The sequence below is a fragment of the Streptomyces sp. NBC_00286 genome, assembly GCF_036173125.1.
Taxonomy (GTDB): domain Bacteria; phylum Actinomycetota; class Actinomycetes; order Streptomycetales; family Streptomycetaceae; genus Streptomyces.
Map to the genome: position 1 here is coordinate 763,113 of NZ_CP108054.1, position 14,510 is coordinate 777,622.

Here is a 14,510-nt window from a genome sequence, read left to right on the forward strand (position 1 = left end):
CCCGGGCCGGAGGGCGATCCGGTGAGCGCGTGAGCGCCACAACGACTGGACCGAGGAAGCGGGGTCAGCCCGCCCCGCCGTCGAGCAGCCAGTGGTAGCGCAGCCGCAGCGCCCGCTCCGTGCTGGCCGCCACAGTGACGAGCCCGATCACGGTGTTGCCCCATGCCGGCAGATCGATGGGCGAGGTGAAGGTCCCGACGTACTGGGCGATGCCCTCCGGGGCCCGGGTGACCTGTTCGGCGAGCTGAAGGATCAGGATGACCAGGCCGATGACGAGCACGATCCGCGAGAGGAAACCGATCCCGCGGCTCAGTACGGGATGCGACCGGTCGAGGCGTGCGCGGCGCCCCTCGGCAGAGGCAGGGTCCGGGACGAGTGGGAACTCGGCGCCCTCGGCGGTGACGTAGTGGCAGCGCTTGAGCCCGAAGCCGCTCGTCCTTACTTCGACGGTGCCGCCCTGGACGGGGAAAACGGCGGGGACTTTGGACTCGGCGTGATGCCTTCCGTCGAGGTACAGGTGGGCCTTGACGTAGCCCTCCGACTGATTCTGATGTCTGACGTCGACGGTGTAGACCGTCTGCCGGCCGTCGTCGTTCGTCAGCCGCAGATGGAACAGTGCGCGGGTCAGCACCTGCCACCAGCGGAAACGCTTCAACGGTCGCCCGTCCCCGGGCTTGACCCGCTGCGTGGCCCGACGATGTCGCCACTCCTTGAGCATGCCTCTACTCCTGTTACTTGCTGGGTTCCGCCGGGCAAGCGAGGTCCTGCGTCGGGCGTTGCCCAGTGGTCAGGAATGCCGTCACCGTGTCGTTCGCGCACGTGTTGGGGCCGAACGGATAGACACCGTGTCCGCCCTGGTCGGCCGTCACCATCGTGGCCCGCTTCCCGAACGCCCGCCGCAGCTCCCGGGCGCCGGCCAGAGGTGTCCCCGGGTCGCGCTCGTTCTGCACCATGAGCACGTTCGACGGGCCCCGGTCACCGATGCGCACCGGCGGCTCGACCCGCTTGTCCGGCCAGAACGCGCACGGTCCGATGCCGGCCGAAGACCCGCCCAGCATCGGGTACTTCAGCCGGTCGACCGCGACGTTGCGCTGGTACTCCCGGACCGTCTCCGGCCAGCGCGAATCACTGCAGATCACATAAAAACGCGCGGCCATGGAGTTCTCCATATCCTTCATCGACGGCGGGGTGTCGGGCGGCAGCGGCCGGTCCCTGTCGAGCGCCTGCCACATCTCGGCCACCGAGGGCATGGACGCGTCGCTGTAGAGGCGGTCGAAGGTGAGCCCGCGGAACAACGTCCCGTCCATACCCCGGACCGGCTTCGCGTCCAGCCGCTTCGCGAGTTCGACGAACTTCGCGGTCACCTGCCGCGGTGTGGTGCCCAGACCGTACTCGGGGCGTGCCGCCGCGAACGCCGCGAAGTCCGGGAACCGGTCCTCCAATCCACGGGCGAGCAACCGCGTGGCCGTGACGTCGTAGCCGCCGGGGCCCAGGTTGCTGTCGAGCACGATCCGGTCGCTGCGCCCCGGGAACATGGTCGTGTACACCGCACCGAGGTAGGAGCCGTAGGACCCACCGAGGTACGAGAGCTTCGGCTCGCCCAGCGCCGCCCGGATCCGATCCATGTCGCGCGCGGTGTTCGCGGTGGTGGTGTGCGGCAGCATCGATGCCGTCTTCGAGGTGGCGCACTGCTCGGCGATGGTCCGCGCGCTGCCGGCCTGCCGCGCGACATCGGCCGCGTTGTGCGCGTACGGCGGCAGATTGCCGCGGTTGCGTTGTGCCAGTGTCAGATCGCAGGTCACCGGCGCGCTGCGACCGGTGCCGCGCGGGTCGAGGCCGATCACGTCGTAGAAGTCCAGCACTTCCTGCGGCAGCTTTGAGGCGGCGAGAACGGCCGGGTAGCCGAGTCCTGTGATGCCGGGGCCGCCTGGATTGGTCAGCAGCACGCCGCGGCGCTGCGACGGGTCCTCGCTCGCCAGCCGGGAGATCGCGATCTCGATCTGCCGGCCGTCGGGCTTGCGGTAGTCCAGCGGAACTTCGAGTGTCGAGCACTCGAGACGGGGTGGGGCGGCCTTACCGGGTGCGTCGGCCTTCTCCGAGCACGGGCCCCACCGCAGGGTGTCCGGCGTCGCCGCCGCGTCCGGCGTCGCCACCGACACTCCCGGAGTCACGGTCAGCGCCGTCGCGGTCGCCGTCACCACGGTGACGGCGAGGGCGATGGACAAGGTCTTTTTGTGCATCTGGTGTCCTCCTGAGGGGCGCGTACGGGGCGCCGGATTGGGCCGGCATGGGACGGCCCCGCCGCTGAGCGGACTTGCCGAAGTCCGGTGCGGTACGGGGCCCTTGTCCCGGCACGCGAACGAGTCTGTCCGTGCCAGCACAGCCGGCACGTCAGCCCGGCGGCTCGAACCGTCTTCGACCACGGGCGAGGCGGTGCTTCGACTCTGGTCTAGGCCCGCCTCAGCCCTTGGTCTGACTCACCCGCCGTACGGTGTCGCGACAATGGCCAGGTGAATACAGACGTCGCGCCACGGCTCGGGTGGTGGCAGCAGACCTGGCGGCTGGTGGCGGCCGCGGCAGTGGGCATCCCCCTCTGGCTCTCCATCGGTGTGCTGCTGCGGGAGCAGACAGGCGAAACGAGCGCGTGGTTCGCCATCGGCGACCCGCTGGTGGCTCTCGGCTGCCTGACGGCGCTTCTGTGGCGGCGGCGGTTCCCGCTCGTCGTCGCCATGACGGTCGCCATCGCCTCGACCACGTCGGCACTCGCGTCCGGCGCCGCGTTTCTGGCGCTGGTCTCGATCTCCACTCGTCGCCGTCCGGTGGAGATCGGTGCCGTCGGGCTCGTCTTCGTGACCGCGTCACAGTTCGCCAGCGGGCTCTACCCGGTACGGAGTTCGTCCGCCTCCTTATGGCTCCAGCTCGCGTTTCCGGTACTGATCGCGGGCATCGCGGTGGCCGCGGGCATGGCCATCGGCGCCCGCCGTGTCGAAGTGCGGTCCTTGCGCGACCGGGCGGAGAGCGCGGAACGGGAACAGACCGCACGCGCGGCGCAGGCACGGGCCCTGGAACGCAACCGGATCGCCCGCGAGATGCACGACGTACTCGCGCACCGCATCTCCCTGGTCGCCATGCAGGCCGGAGTGCTGGACCACCGCAGCGGCGGCCTCACAGCCGAGGAGAACCGCGTACTGGTCCGCGGCATCGCCGACGGCTCCCACCAAGCCCTGGAAGAACTACGGGACGTCCTCGGCGTGCTCCGCGCCGACCCGGGCCGCCCGGAGCCACCCCAGCCCGACTTCGACCGAATCCCCGACCTGGTGGCCGAGGCCCGCACCTCCGGACTGGACGTCACGCTCACCACCACCGTGACGGGAACACCGCCCGACGCCATCGGGCGCACCTGCTACCGGATCGTCCAGGAAGGCCTGACCAACGCCGCCAAACACGCCCCCGGCGCACACGTACACATCACCCTCGAAGGAACAGCCGGCGACGAACTCAACGTCACCGTCCACAACTCCCCCTCCACCCCAGCAATCACCCAACCACCGGAATCGGGATTCGGCCTGCTCGGCCTCACCGAACGCATCACCCTCGCCGGCGGAAAACTCAACCACCACCCCACCCCCGACAACGGCTACCTCCTCACCGCGCAACTACCCTGGCCGCACCCCACCCACGAAACGAGAACCTGAGTGGATACCGATCAGGAACCGGTGCGTGTCGTCATCGTCGACGACGAACAACTGGTGCGCATGGCGCTGCGACTCGTCATCGACGGCGAACCGGACCTGACCGTCGTCGCGGAGGCGGCCGACGGCGACGCCGCGCTCACCGTGGTGGACGAACAGCAGCCGGACGTCGTCCTGATGGACGTACGCATGCCCGGCCGCGACGGTCTCAGCACCACCCGGGAACTCCTCACCCGCCCCACGCCGCCCCGGGTGCTCATGCTGACCACCTTCGACTCCGACGACCTGGTACTCGGCTCCCTGCGCGCCGGAGCACTCGGCTTCGTCCTCAAAGACACCCAACCCCCGCAGATCCTCGAAGCGGTACGAACCGTCGCGAACGGCAACCCCGTCCTGTCCCCAGCGGCCACGGCACGAGTGATCGCCGCGGCCACCGGCCCCCAGTCCGCTCACGCCCGCACCTCATCCCGCGAAGCAGCACGAACCCAGCTGTCCACACTGACCGAACGAGAACGAGAAACCGCCCGAGCCATCGCGGACGGCCTGGGCAACCCAGAGATCGCCCAGCGACTGAACATCAGCATCGCGACGGTCAAGGCCCACACCGGCAGCCTGTTCGCCAAGCTGGCGGTCGAGAACCGGGTGCAGATCGCGCTCCTGGTCCGCGACGCGGAGGAATGACCGGCCTGGCACAGGACGCCGACGCTGCTCCGGGAGAGTGGTGTCGCACCGGGCTTCGGCAAGTGGGCTCACTCCGTGCGCAATGCCGTAGCCGTACGGGTCCTGGCCGCCCAGCCCGCCGGGATCAGCGCGCCGAGCAGCGCGATGGCGATCCCGGCCAGGCCCAACAGCACCAGGTGCGGGGTCTCGTACACCTCGAGGACCGACGGCGGCAGTTCGGTGCCCGCGGCGTGCCCCATCACGGGCAGCACAAAGCCGTGCAGCGCGAACCCGGCCGGCACACCGACGAGACCGCCGAGCACACCGATCCCGGCCACCGAGGCGAGTACGAGGCTGACCGTCTGCCGCGGCGACATGCCAAGCGCCTTACAGACGCCCAGGTCATGGACGCGTTCCCGGGTGTCCAGGACGACGGAGTTGAGCACGCCGAGCCCGGCCACGGAGACCAGCATGAGGGTGAGCAGTGCGGCCATCGCGTTCAGGATGAGGACGAAGTTGTCCTGTTCCGAGGAGGAGTTGGCGATTGCGTCGCCGCCAAGGGGCTGGACCGCCGCGGCCAGATTCCGGGCGTACTCGGTGGGGGAGACGCCGGACTTCACCTCGACGAGGAACACTCCGGGTGCGGCATTCGGGAAGTCGGCCAGGTCCGCGTGGATCTCCAGCTCGTCGTCCGAGGTGTCGAAGGCCTCCCCGACGATGCGCAGCGTCTGGGTGCGCTGCTGGTGGGTCACCCGTATCGTGTCGCCGATCTCGGTGCCGGTCTTCTCCAGGAAGCGCGAGGGCACGACGACCTGACCCCGACCGGTGATCCAGTGGCCGGAGATCCTCTCGTAGGCTCCGGAGCGTGAGTCGCCCTGGTAGAGGGTGGCTTGGACGATGCCGGAGACGCCGCCGACGGTGACGTCCGCCTGGGTCTTGCCGTAGTACGAGGCGGTGCCGGCCTGTGCCTCGATGGCGGCGCGCACGCGTGCCGGGTCGGCGGCGGCCGGGGGCTCGGCCGTGCCCGGCGCGGGGGCGGGGCCGCCGGGCGTGACGGCCGGTCCGGTGCCGGTGAAGACGCTGACCGCCGCTCTGTTCTCGGGATCCTGGGCCGCACCGACCGCGTTCAGGGACGAGGTCAGGCCCACGGCGAAGGTCGCCGCGACCGTGCCGAAGGCCACCGCGAGGAGCATCGCGGCCGTGCGGACCGGGTGGGCGAAGGGCGCGGCGAGGCCGTAGGTCACCGCGCGGGGCAGTGGCAGCCGGCCCGCCGCCCGGTGCGCCCACTGTCCGCGCCCGGTGCGCGGTGCACGGCCGACGGCGATGGCCTCGACGGTACGCAGCCGTCCGGCCCGCAGCGCGGGGACGAGTGCCGCGAGCCCCACGACGAGCAGCGCGGCGACCAGTACGACGACGTCCACCCACCATGCCACCGACAGGGAGGCGGTGCCGTACGCCTGCTCGGTGCCGTCCAGCAGCGGTACGGCCAGCAGGTTGCCCAGCACGACGCCAAGGCCGATACCGACGCCGGCCGGAATCAACGCCTGGGCGACATAGGCGCGGACGACCTCGCGCGGGGTGAAGCCGATGGCCTTGAGGATGCCGATCCTGCGCAGGCCGGTGCCGACCGCGCCGCTGACCACACTGCCGACGATGATCACCGACATCGCGATGCCGAGCACGCCGAAGGCGATCAGGAAGGGGATGGTGGGCGCCGCGCCCGCGTCGGCGGCGCGTTTGGTGTCCAGGTAGGACTGGGTGCCGAGGAGCGCCCCCTGCGGTACGGCGGCGGCGAGTTGCTTGCGGGCTGCGGCGATGTGGCCGCCGGTGTCCGCGGAGTCGAAGCGGTAGAGCATCTGATGGGTGACCGGGGTGTCCTTCGCGGCAAGTGCCCTTACCTGGGCGGGAGTTGCCCAGGCGTCGGCGGACCGGCCGGCCGAGACGGCGATGCCGACGACCGTCAGGGTCGGTGCGTCGGAGGCGTCCGAGGTCTTCAGCTCGGTGCCGAGTCCGAGGGCGGGGCCGGCCACCTGCGAGGTGATCACGATCTCGCCCGGGTTCGTCGCCCACTGGCCGGAGGACAGCTCCAGGTCGTCCACGTAGGCGTGCGGGGTGGAGCGCCCGGCCAGGGTGATGGGCCGCAGGTGGCCGCCGCCCGCGTCCACCGGGCGGAGCGTCGCGACCGGGTACGGTCCCGCGGTCGCGGTGACGCCGTCCAGCCGACCGGTGGCCGTCAACTGTGCCGTGGTTGCCTTCGCCGGGTCGTACTCCGCGGTGATGTGCGGCCCGTTCTGCCGGGCGAAGGCCTTGTCGAAGGGGGCGTCCGCGGCGACCATCAGCGATCCGGCGACCACGGCCGAGGCCACGGCCATCATCACGGCCACGGCGATCACCACGGTTTGCACCCTGCGCCGGCCCACCCCGGAGCGTACGACGCGGCCGAGCGCGCCGGTGCCGATGCGGCTCATCGGACGGCCTCCGCATGCGTGTTGAGGGCGAGGTGACCGTCGACCAGATGGATCGTGCGGCTCGCGCACGCCTGAGCCAGCGCGAGGTCGTGCGTGACCAGCACGATGGTCTGCCCGCCGCGGTTCAGATCCACCAGCAGGTCCCGTACGTCCTGGCCCGAGGCGGTGTCGAGCGCGCCGGTCGGCTCGTCGGCGAGCAGCAGCGCGGGCCGGTTGACCAGCGCGCGGGCGACCGCGACCCGCTGGCGTTCGCCTCCGGACAGCCGGCCCGGATAGGCGCGGGCGTGCTTCTGGATGCCCAGCACCTCCATGAGCTCACCCGCGCGGGCCGCGGCCGTGCGCCGCGCGGTCCCGGTCAGTTGGGCGGGGAGCTGGATGTTGTCGGCGACGGTGAGGTCGTCGAGGAGATTGAAGAGCTGGAAGACCATCCCGATCCGCTCGCGGCGGAACCGGGCCAGGGCGTGCTCGCTCAGCTGGTCGATGCGCCGCCCAGCCACTGTCACGGTGCCTTCGGTCGGCTTGTCCAGGCCGGCGACGAGGTTCAGCAGCGTGGACTTGCCGCTGCCGGAAGGGCCCGTCACGGCAAGGGCCTCGCCCTGGGCGATGCTGAGGTCGAGCGGTCCGAGCGCGGGCGCGCCGGCGCTGTCGTAGCGCTTGGCCACGCCCTCCAGTGCGATCACGTGAGTCATGGAGTGGTCCGTCCTTACGGTCGAGAGGGCCGGGAGAGCCGAGCGGGCTCATGCCTTGGCCGGTCCCGGCGAACGTAGGGGCGTGCGCTCTGGTGGCGCGTCGGCCACGGCACCGACATCCGACCGTCCCCGCGGAGGATCCGGCGGCGGGGTCATCCCTGCGAAGTACGCCTGCGGGACGGCGTTTTGGCCGTACAGGCGGACGCGACACCGGGAGGGCGGGCCGCACAATGAGCCGATGGAGACGGAGGACCGGCGCGGATGGCGTCAGCAGCTGCGCGACGCGCTACGGCCGGAGGCGAAACCCGCGCCGCTGTCGCGGCGGGCGGTGCGTGCCGATGTGGTGCTGGCCATCGTGCTGACCGTCGTCGCGCTGGTGTGGGTCGCGCGGTATCCCGACAGCGGACCGGTCCAGATCGACCGGGACGCTCCGTTCCGGCCCCCGCCGCCTCCAACGCCTCCCGGCGTCCTGGTGCCGGAGGAAGAGACCTCGTCACTGACAGGGCTCTGGCCGCTCGTCGTGCTGTCGGCGCTGCCGCTGGCCGCCCGCCGCCGGTATCCGTTGGCGGCGTTCGCCGTGGTGATGGCCGCGACGCTGGCCATGGTCGACGACGCCTCCTGGATCAGCGTGCTGACCTGCGTCATCGGCGCGATCAGTGCCGTCGTCCACAGCCGCTACCGGATGTGGGCCATGGCCGCACTGGTCATCGCCGCCGTGCTGGCGGGCCTCGCGTTCCGGGACACGGAGCCCGTCCTTCCGGGCTGGTCGAGCCCTGCGGTCGTGCTGCTGATCGCCGGGGTGCTGGCCGGCCTCGTCCGGATCTGGAAGCGCCAACTGGCGGCAAGCAGGGACCGGTACGCACGGCTCCAGCAGGCCCAGGAGGAGGCAACGCGGCGGGCCGTCGAAGAGGAACGCGCCCGCATAGCCGCCGAGTTGCACGACGTCGTGACCCACAATGTGAGCGTGATGGTCATCCAGGCAGGCGCGGCGCGCAAGGTGATGGACGCGGCGCCGGCGCGGTCGAAGGAAGCACTCCTGGCGGTCGAGGCCGGAGGCCGGGCCGCCATGGCCGAACTCCGGCATGTGATGGGCCTGTTGGCCGGTCCGGACACCGGCCGCCCCGACACCCCCGCCGACGGCCTGGAGCCGCAGCCCGGCCTCGGGCAGCTCGACGCCCTGACCGAACGCGTCCGCGCCGCCGGGACACCGGTCGGCGTCGCGGTGTCGCTGCCCCCGGACCCGCTGCCGCCCGGGGTGGACCTCGCGGCGTATCGCGTCGTGCAGGAGGCACTGACCAACACGATCAAACACGCACCCGGCGCCGAGGCCTCCGTCATGATCGGCTACGCCGACGACTGTCTGGAGATCGAAATCACCGACACCGGCGGCGCCCACGACTCACCGCCGGCGGACGGCAACGGCCGCGGCCTGATCGGGCTGCGCGAACGGCTGGCGGTCTACGGCGGCGAACTCACAGCCGGACCCACCCTCACCGGCGGCTACCGGATCAAGGCCCGAGTCCCGTGGCGGATCGCGTGAACCGGCCGCCGCTGCGCGCGGTCATCGCCGACGACCAAGCCCTGGTGCGTACGGGATTCGGGATGATCCTCGCCGCTGACGGCATCGAGGTGACGGCCGAGGCGGCCGACGGGGCGGAGGCGGTCGCCGCCGTCCGGCGCACCCGGCCCGATGTCGTCCTCATGGACATCCGGATGCCGCGGATGGACGGCATCGAGGCCACCCGGCGCATCCTCGGCGGCGAAGGACCGCAGGAGACACGGGTCATCATCCTCACCACGTACGACCTCGACCACTACGTCTACGCCGCGCTCACCGCCGGCGCCAGCGGCTTCCTGCTCAAGGACGTCACACCCGAGCACCTGGTGGCCGCCGTACGCCTCGTGCAGTCCGGCGACGCCCTGCTCGCGCCCACGATCACCCGCCGTCTGATCGAGCGCTTCGCCCACCGCGAGGAGGCCCGCCCGGCCGGCCTCCACCGGGACCTGTCCGGGCTGACCCCGCGCGAGCTCGAGGTGCTCCGCCTGCTCGCGACCGGCCTGAGCAACGCCGAACTCGCGGACCGGCTGCACCTCAGCCCGACCACGGTCAAGACACACATCGGCCGCATCCTGTCGAAGCTGGACCTCCGCGACCGCGTCCAGGCCGTCGTCCTCGCTTATGAGACCGGACTGATCTCCCCGGGAGGCCCGACCACGACCTGACGCAGGGGTCACTTGTCGCGCAGGTCCGCCACATACGGCTGATGCGCCAGCAGCCCGCCGTCCACGCACAACGTCTGCCCGGTGATGAACGCCGCCTCGTCCGAGGCCAGGAACACCACCGCTGCGGCGATGTCCTCCGGCCGGCCGAGGCGCGGCGTGAGGTGGTGACGCAGCATGGTCTGCTTGATCGGCTCGTACGCCTCCCCGGTCTTCGCCTCGGTGACGATGAACCCGGGCGCGACGGCGTTGCAGCGCACACCCTGCTTGCCGTACTGCGTGGCGACGTACTGCGTCAGATTGATCAGCGCGGCCTTGGAGGCGCCGTACGCGGGATTGCGCAGGTCGCCCGAAAGCCCGGAGCCGGACGTGGTGTTGATGACGGAGCCTCCGCCGCGCGCGATCATGTGCGGCACGGCGGCTTGGATCGCGACCATCGTGCCGCGCAGATTGATCCGCATGGTGTCGTCCCAGACGGCCGGATCGGCGTCCGCGACCGGGAGGTCCTGACGGGCGGCCAGGTGGGTGGCCGCCGCGTTGTTGTGCAGGATGTCGAGTCCGCCGTACGTCGCCACCGCGGCCTCCACCATGGCCCGTACGCTCTCGATGTCGCCGAGGTCGACGAGCACGGCCGTCGCCGAGCCACCGTCGGCGGTGATCTCCTCCGTCACCGCCTTCGCGCCGTCGAGGTTCAGATCGGCGACCACGGTGTGCGCGCCCTCGGCCGCCACCCGGCGCGCGGTGGCGGCACCAATGCCGGAGGCGGCCCCGGTCACCACGGCGACCTTGCCGTCGAGTCGTCCCATAACCCCGAACTCCCTTACTCAGTCGGTGAGTTCGCTGCCGACGACCGACACGAAGGAGACGCATTCGCCCGGTCCGCCGCCCAGGTTGTGGGTGAGCGCGAGCGAGCGTCCCTCGGCCAGGGTGCGCACCGTACGTTCCGGGGGTGCCTCGCCGCGCAGTTGGAGCCAGGCCTCGAACATCATGCGCAGTCCCGAGGCGCCGATCGGGTGGCCGAAGGCCTTGAGCCCGCCGTCGGGGTTCACCGGCAGCCCGCCGTCCAGGTCGAACTGCCCGCTGGTGACGTCCTTCCACGCCTGGCCGCGGTCGGAGAAGCCCAGGTCCTCCATGAGCACCAGCTCGGTGGGCGTGAAGCAGTCGTGGACCTCGGCGAGCGCGAGTTCCGTACGCGGATCGGTGATGCCCGCCTGCCGGTACGCCTCCTGCGCGGACGCGACGACCTCAGGGAAGGTGGTGAAGTCGTACTCGGGGTCCATGAGTCCGTCGGCGGGCCCGGCGACGAAGGACAGCGCCTTCACGAAGACGGGCTTGTCCGTGTACTTGTACGCGTCCTCGGCCCGCACCACGATCGCGGCGGCCGAACCGTCGGAGACTCCCGAGCAGTCGAAGACACCGAGCATGCCCGCCACGATCGGCGCCGACCGGATGCGCTCCAGCGGCACCTCCTTGCGGAACTGGGCGCGGGGGTTGCGGGCGCCGTTGACGTGGTTCTTCCAGGCGATACGGGTGATGACGTCCTTCATCTCGTCCTCGGGGAGCCCGTACTTGGCCGCGTAGGCGGGGGCAAGGAGGGAGAAGTTGGCGGGGGCGGTGATCTCGCCCCGGCTGTCGTCACCGGCCCCGGGCATGGTGGTGCCCGAGAGCCCCGACATGCCCGAGTCCTTGAGCTTCTCCACACCGACCGCCATCGCGACGTCGTACGCCCCCGAAGCCACCGCATAACAGGCGTTACGCAGCGCCTCCGAGCCGGTGGCGCACATGTTCTCCACGCGCGTGACCGGCTTGTTCGGCAGATGCAGCGCCCGGCTGAGGGCGAGGCCGGAGACACCGGAGGCCTGCGTGCCGAACCAGAACGCGTCGATGTCGTCGAGCGTGATCCCGGCCGAGGTCACCGCCTCGCCGACGGCGTCGACCAGCAGATCGTCCGCCGAACGGGTCCAGTGTTCGCCGAAGGTGGTGCAACCCATGCCGACGATCGCGACACGGTCACGGATTCCGTGCGAGCCCATCTGCGTACCTCCTCAGTCTTCCTCTGGGCCGGCGCCGAACCGCACGGGCCGGGCCTTCCAGAAGTAGTTGTGCACCCCGGCGGCGGTGACCGTGCGCCGGAAGGTCATCTCGACACGGGCGCCGATCACGGCGTCGGCCTCGGTGGCGTCGGTGAGCTGGCAACGGAACCGGCCGCCGCCGTCGTAGTCGACGACCACGACGAGCATCGGCGGGCTCGGCGTGTGCGCGAGCCGGTCCACCGTGAAGGTGGCCACCGTGCCCTGTACATGCTCCATCGGCTCGTCGGTCATCGCGTCGACGCTCCGGCACGACACGCACACCCGGTCCGGCGGCAGATGCCGCGTCCCGCACTTCTCGCAACGGGAGGCGACGAAGCCGTACTTCCAGCTGTTGCGCCGGTGCGCGGGCGGGGCGTACGGGGGCTCGGGGTCCGGTCGGCGGGGCGGCTCGCGGTCGAGGAGCCCGCGCCAGGTGAGGTAGGTGGCGTACGGGACGGGGGCGCTGCCCGTGGCGATCTGCGCGGCCACCGGGCGGGCGGCGCGGTGCGCGGGCAGGGCGTCGGTGGTGCGCAGCAGCAGGACTCCGGCGCCGTCGCCGAGGACGACGAGCGCGATGGTCTCGCCGGGCCGGGCGCGGTCCAGGACATCGGCGAGGAGCAGTCCGGGCTGGGCCGTGCCCGCGTTGCCGATGGCCGCGGTGAGGTCTCCGGTCACCGTCTCGGGCCGTACGCCCGCTGTCCGGCGCACCGCCGCACAGGCCCGGGCGTGCAGTCCCGCGACCGCGAAGTGGTCGACGGCGTCGGCGGTCAGTCCCGCGCGGTCGAGCGCGGCGCCGAGGGCCTTGCCGGCGAGGTCGACGTAGATCTCCTCGGCGAACCGCTCCTCCCAGACGCGGGAGGCGGGCGCACCCGGCAGCCGCCAGCGGTCGAGGAGTTCGTCGCTGACGGTGTCGTGGGCGAGGAGTTCGGCGATGACCGGTGCCCCGTCGCGGTGCCCGCCGAAGACGAAGGCCGCCGCGCCGTCGCCGCCGGCGCTCTCGTCCGTACCGCCGGGCAGCCCGGTGCGCAGGTCGGACAGGACCGCGAGGGTCGGAACCGGCGAACGGGCGGCGGTGACCAGGGCGCCGAGTCCGGAGCGTACGGAGCCGGCCATGTCGACGGCGAGTACGTGCTCGTCGAGGGAGAGCGCGGCGTGCACGGCGGTCGCGTTGGTCTTGTCGAGGTAGGCGGGTGCGGCGGTGGCGAGGAAGAGCTGGCCGACGCGGGAACGCAGCCCATCGGCGGTCAGGGCGCCACGGGCCGCTTCCACGGCCATCGAGGTGGTGTCCTCGTCGTAGCCCGCGACCGCGCGGGTCCCCTTCGCCGCCCGGGTCCCGAGGGTGGCGGCGATGTCGGCCCGCGCGAGACGGTGGTGCGGCACATAGGCGCCGTATGCGATCAGTCCGGCCATCAGCGTCCTCCAAGAGCGTGAGTGGTGGTCGTCGGCCGTTCGAAGACCGCGGCAAGTCCTTGGCCGCCGCCGAGGCACATGGTCTCCAGGCCGTAGCGGGCCTCGCGGCGGTCGAGTTCGCGCAGCAGGGTGGCGAGAACGCGACCGCCGGTGGCGCCGACGGGGTGGCCCAGCGAGATGCCGGAGCCGTTGACGTTGAACCTCTCGAAGTCGCCCTCGGTCAGGCCCCATTCACGGGTGCAGGCCAGCACCTGGGCGGCGAAGGCCTCGTTCAGTTCGATGAGGTCGATGTCGGCGAGCTTCAGGCCCGCTCTCTCCAGTGCACGGGCTGTCGCCGGGACCGGCCCGATGCCCATCGTCTCCGGGGGCACGCCCACGACGGCCCAGGAGACGAGCCGGCCGAGCGGACGCAGCCCCAGCTCGGCCGCGCGTTCGGGATGGGTGACGATGCAGATCGAGGCGCCGTCGTTCTGCCCGCTGGCGTTCCCGGCGGTCACGGTCGCCTCGGGGTCCTGGCGGCCGAGTACGGGCCGCAGAGCGGCGAGTTTCTCCAACGAGGAGTCGGGGCGCGGGTGTTCGTCGGTGTCGACGATGGTCTCGCCTCTGCGCGTCCGTACGGTGACGGGCACGATCTCGTCGGCGAAGCGCCCCGCCCGCTGGGCCGCGACGGCCTTCTCGTGCGAGCGCAGGGCGAGCAGGTCCTGCTCCTCACGCGGAATGCCGTACTCGCGGCGCAGGTTCTCGGCGGTCTCCAACATCCCGCCCGCCACAGGGTGGTTGACCCCGCCGGAGGTGACCCGGCCACGGGCCAGCCGGTCGTGCAGCGTGGTACTGGCGCCGCGTACGCCCCACCGCACGTCGGTGGTGTAGAACTCGGCCTGGCTCATGGACTCCACGCCACCCGCGAGGACGAGATCGCTGGCACCGGTCTGCACCTGCATGGCGGCGTTGATCACGGCCTGCAGTCCGGATCCGCAGCGCCGGTCGATCTGTAGCCCCGGCACCTCCACCGGCAGTCCGGCGTCCAGGGCGACGACCCGCCCGATCGCGGGCGCCTCGCCGTTGGGATAGCACTGGCCCAGCAGGACGTCGTCCACAGCACTGGGCGGCACTCCGGTCCGCTCGAGGATGGCCCGTACGACCGTAGCGGCCAACTCGGCCGCGGTCACCTCGCGGAAGGCGCCTCCGTAACCGCCGACGGGGGTACGCACGGGTTCGCAGATCACCGCGTCACGCAGGAGGGCGGGCATGGGGCGGGCCTTTCGGTTCGGGGGCAAAGGACTTCGTCTGTACGGGACT

12 protein-coding genes are annotated in these 14,510 nt (G+C 71.5%); 4 read left to right on the forward strand and 8 right to left on the reverse strand.

Going from position 1 to position 14,510, the window contains the following annotated elements:
• Positions 1–64: 64 nt before the first annotated feature.
• Positions 65–718, reverse strand: a complete 654-nt coding sequence (locus OHT21_RS03635) for a hypothetical protein (protein WP_328766733.1) — start codon at positions 716–718, stop codon at positions 65–67.
• Positions 719–731: 13 nt separating this feature from the next.
• The gene (locus OHT21_RS03640; protein ID WP_328766734.1) at positions 732–2,240 is read right to left on the reverse strand and encodes an alpha/beta hydrolase; all 1,509 of its coding nucleotides are present in this window, start codon (positions 2,238–2,240) and stop codon (positions 732–734) included.
• Positions 2,241–2,510: 270 nt separating this feature from the next.
• Here OHT21_RS03640 and OHT21_RS03645 point away from each other — a divergent pair, with 270 nt between their 5' ends.
• Together OHT21_RS03645 and OHT21_RS03650 are read left to right on the forward strand one after the other, a co-directional pair.
• Positions 2,511–3,695: a sensor histidine kinase gene (locus OHT21_RS03645; RefSeq protein WP_328766735.1), complete on the forward strand. Its 1,185-nt coding sequence runs from the start codon at positions 2,511–2,513 to the stop codon at positions 3,693–3,695.
• Positions 3,696–4,373, forward strand: a complete 678-nt coding sequence (locus OHT21_RS03650; RefSeq protein WP_328766736.1) for a response regulator transcription factor — start codon at positions 3,696–3,698, stop codon at positions 4,371–4,373.
• Between the two features lie 68 nt (positions 4,374–4,441).
• Here the strand turns inward: OHT21_RS03650 and OHT21_RS03655 are convergent, their stop codons facing one another.
• Both OHT21_RS03655 and OHT21_RS03660 read right to left on the reverse strand, forming a co-directional pair.
• Positions 4,442–6,820 carry an ABC transporter permease gene (locus OHT21_RS03655; protein WP_328766737.1) on the reverse strand — a complete coding sequence of 793 codons (2,379 nt, stop codon included), beginning with the start codon at positions 6,818–6,820 and terminating at the stop codon, positions 4,442–4,444.
• Positions 6,817–7,509: an ABC transporter ATP-binding protein gene (locus tag OHT21_RS03660; protein WP_328766738.1), complete on the reverse strand. Its 693-nt coding sequence runs from the start codon at positions 7,507–7,509 to the stop codon at positions 6,817–6,819. Before OHT21_RS03660 ends, OHT21_RS03655 begins: the two co-directional genes overlap by 4 nt.
• A 238-nt stretch (positions 7,510–7,747) precedes the next feature.
• On the opposite strand from OHT21_RS03660, the gene OHT21_RS03665 reads away from it, so the two are divergent.
• Both OHT21_RS03665 and OHT21_RS03670 read left to right on the forward strand, forming a co-directional pair.
• Positions 7,748–9,049, forward strand: coding sequence for a sensor histidine kinase (locus tag OHT21_RS03665; protein ID WP_328766739.1), 1,302 nt, complete (start codon positions 7,748–7,750; stop codon positions 9,047–9,049).
• On the forward strand, positions 9,034–9,732 hold the full coding sequence (locus tag OHT21_RS03670) for a response regulator transcription factor (RefSeq protein ID WP_328766740.1): 699 nt from the start codon (positions 9,034–9,036) through the stop codon (positions 9,730–9,732). The genes OHT21_RS03665 and OHT21_RS03670 overlap by 16 nt, the downstream gene beginning before the upstream one ends.
• A gap of 8 nt (positions 9,733–9,740) precedes the next feature.
• Here the strand turns inward: OHT21_RS03670 and OHT21_RS03675 are convergent, their stop codons facing one another.
• The 4 genes from OHT21_RS03675 to OHT21_RS03690 are packed head-to-tail and all read right to left on the reverse strand — an operon-like array spanning position 9,741 to position 14,461.
• Entirely contained in the window at positions 9,741–10,535 is a 795-nt protein-coding gene (locus OHT21_RS03675) for an SDR family NAD(P)-dependent oxidoreductase (RefSeq protein WP_328766741.1), read from the reverse strand.
• 18 nt (positions 10,536–10,553) lie between these two features.
• Positions 10,554–11,762: an acetyl-CoA acetyltransferase gene (locus OHT21_RS03680; RefSeq protein ID WP_328766742.1), complete on the reverse strand. Its 1,209-nt coding sequence runs from the start codon at positions 11,760–11,762 to the stop codon at positions 10,554–10,556.
• Positions 11,763–11,774: 12 nt separating this feature from the next.
• Positions 11,775–13,211, reverse strand: coding sequence for an OB-fold domain-containing protein (locus OHT21_RS03685; RefSeq protein ID WP_328766743.1), 1,437 nt, complete (start codon positions 13,209–13,211; stop codon positions 11,775–11,777).
• Positions 13,211–14,461, reverse strand: coding sequence for an acetyl-CoA C-acetyltransferase (locus OHT21_RS03690; protein ID WP_328766744.1), 1,251 nt, complete (start codon positions 14,459–14,461; stop codon positions 13,211–13,213). The genes OHT21_RS03685 and OHT21_RS03690 overlap by 1 nt, the downstream gene beginning before the upstream one ends.
• Between the last annotated feature and the right edge of the window lie 49 nt (positions 14,462–14,510).

Coding starts and splice junctions, on each gene's coding strand:
- OHT21_RS03635 (WP_328766733.1), bottom strand. CDS start 718: ATGCTCAAGGAGTGGCGACATCGTCGGGCCACGCAGCGGGTCAAGCCC.
- OHT21_RS03660 (WP_328766738.1), bottom strand. CDS start 7,509: ATGACTCACGTGATCGCACTGGAGGGCGTGGCCAAGCGCTACGACAGC.
- OHT21_RS03680 (WP_328766742.1), bottom strand. CDS start 11,762: ATGGGCTCGCACGGAATCCGTGACCGTGTCGCGATCGTCGGCATGGGT.
- OHT21_RS03640 (WP_328766734.1), bottom strand. CDS start 2,240: ATGCACAAAAAGACCTTGTCCATCGCCCTCGCCGTCACCGTGGTGACG.
- OHT21_RS03665 (WP_328766739.1), top strand. CDS start 7,748: ATGGAGACGGAGGACCGGCGCGGATGGCGTCAGCAGCTGCGCGACGCG.
- OHT21_RS03690 (WP_328766744.1), bottom strand. CDS start 14,461: ATGCCCGCCCTCCTGCGTGACGCGGTGATCTGCGAACCCGTGCGTACC.
- OHT21_RS03685 (WP_328766743.1), bottom strand. CDS start 13,211: ATGGCCGGACTGATCGCATACGGCGCCTATGTGCCGCACCACCGTCTC.
- OHT21_RS03655 (WP_328766737.1), bottom strand. CDS start 6,820: ATGAGCCGCATCGGCACCGGCGCGCTCGGCCGCGTCGTACGCTCCGGG.
- OHT21_RS03675 (WP_328766741.1), bottom strand. CDS start 10,535: ATGGGACGACTCGACGGCAAGGTCGCCGTGGTGACCGGGGCCGCCTCC.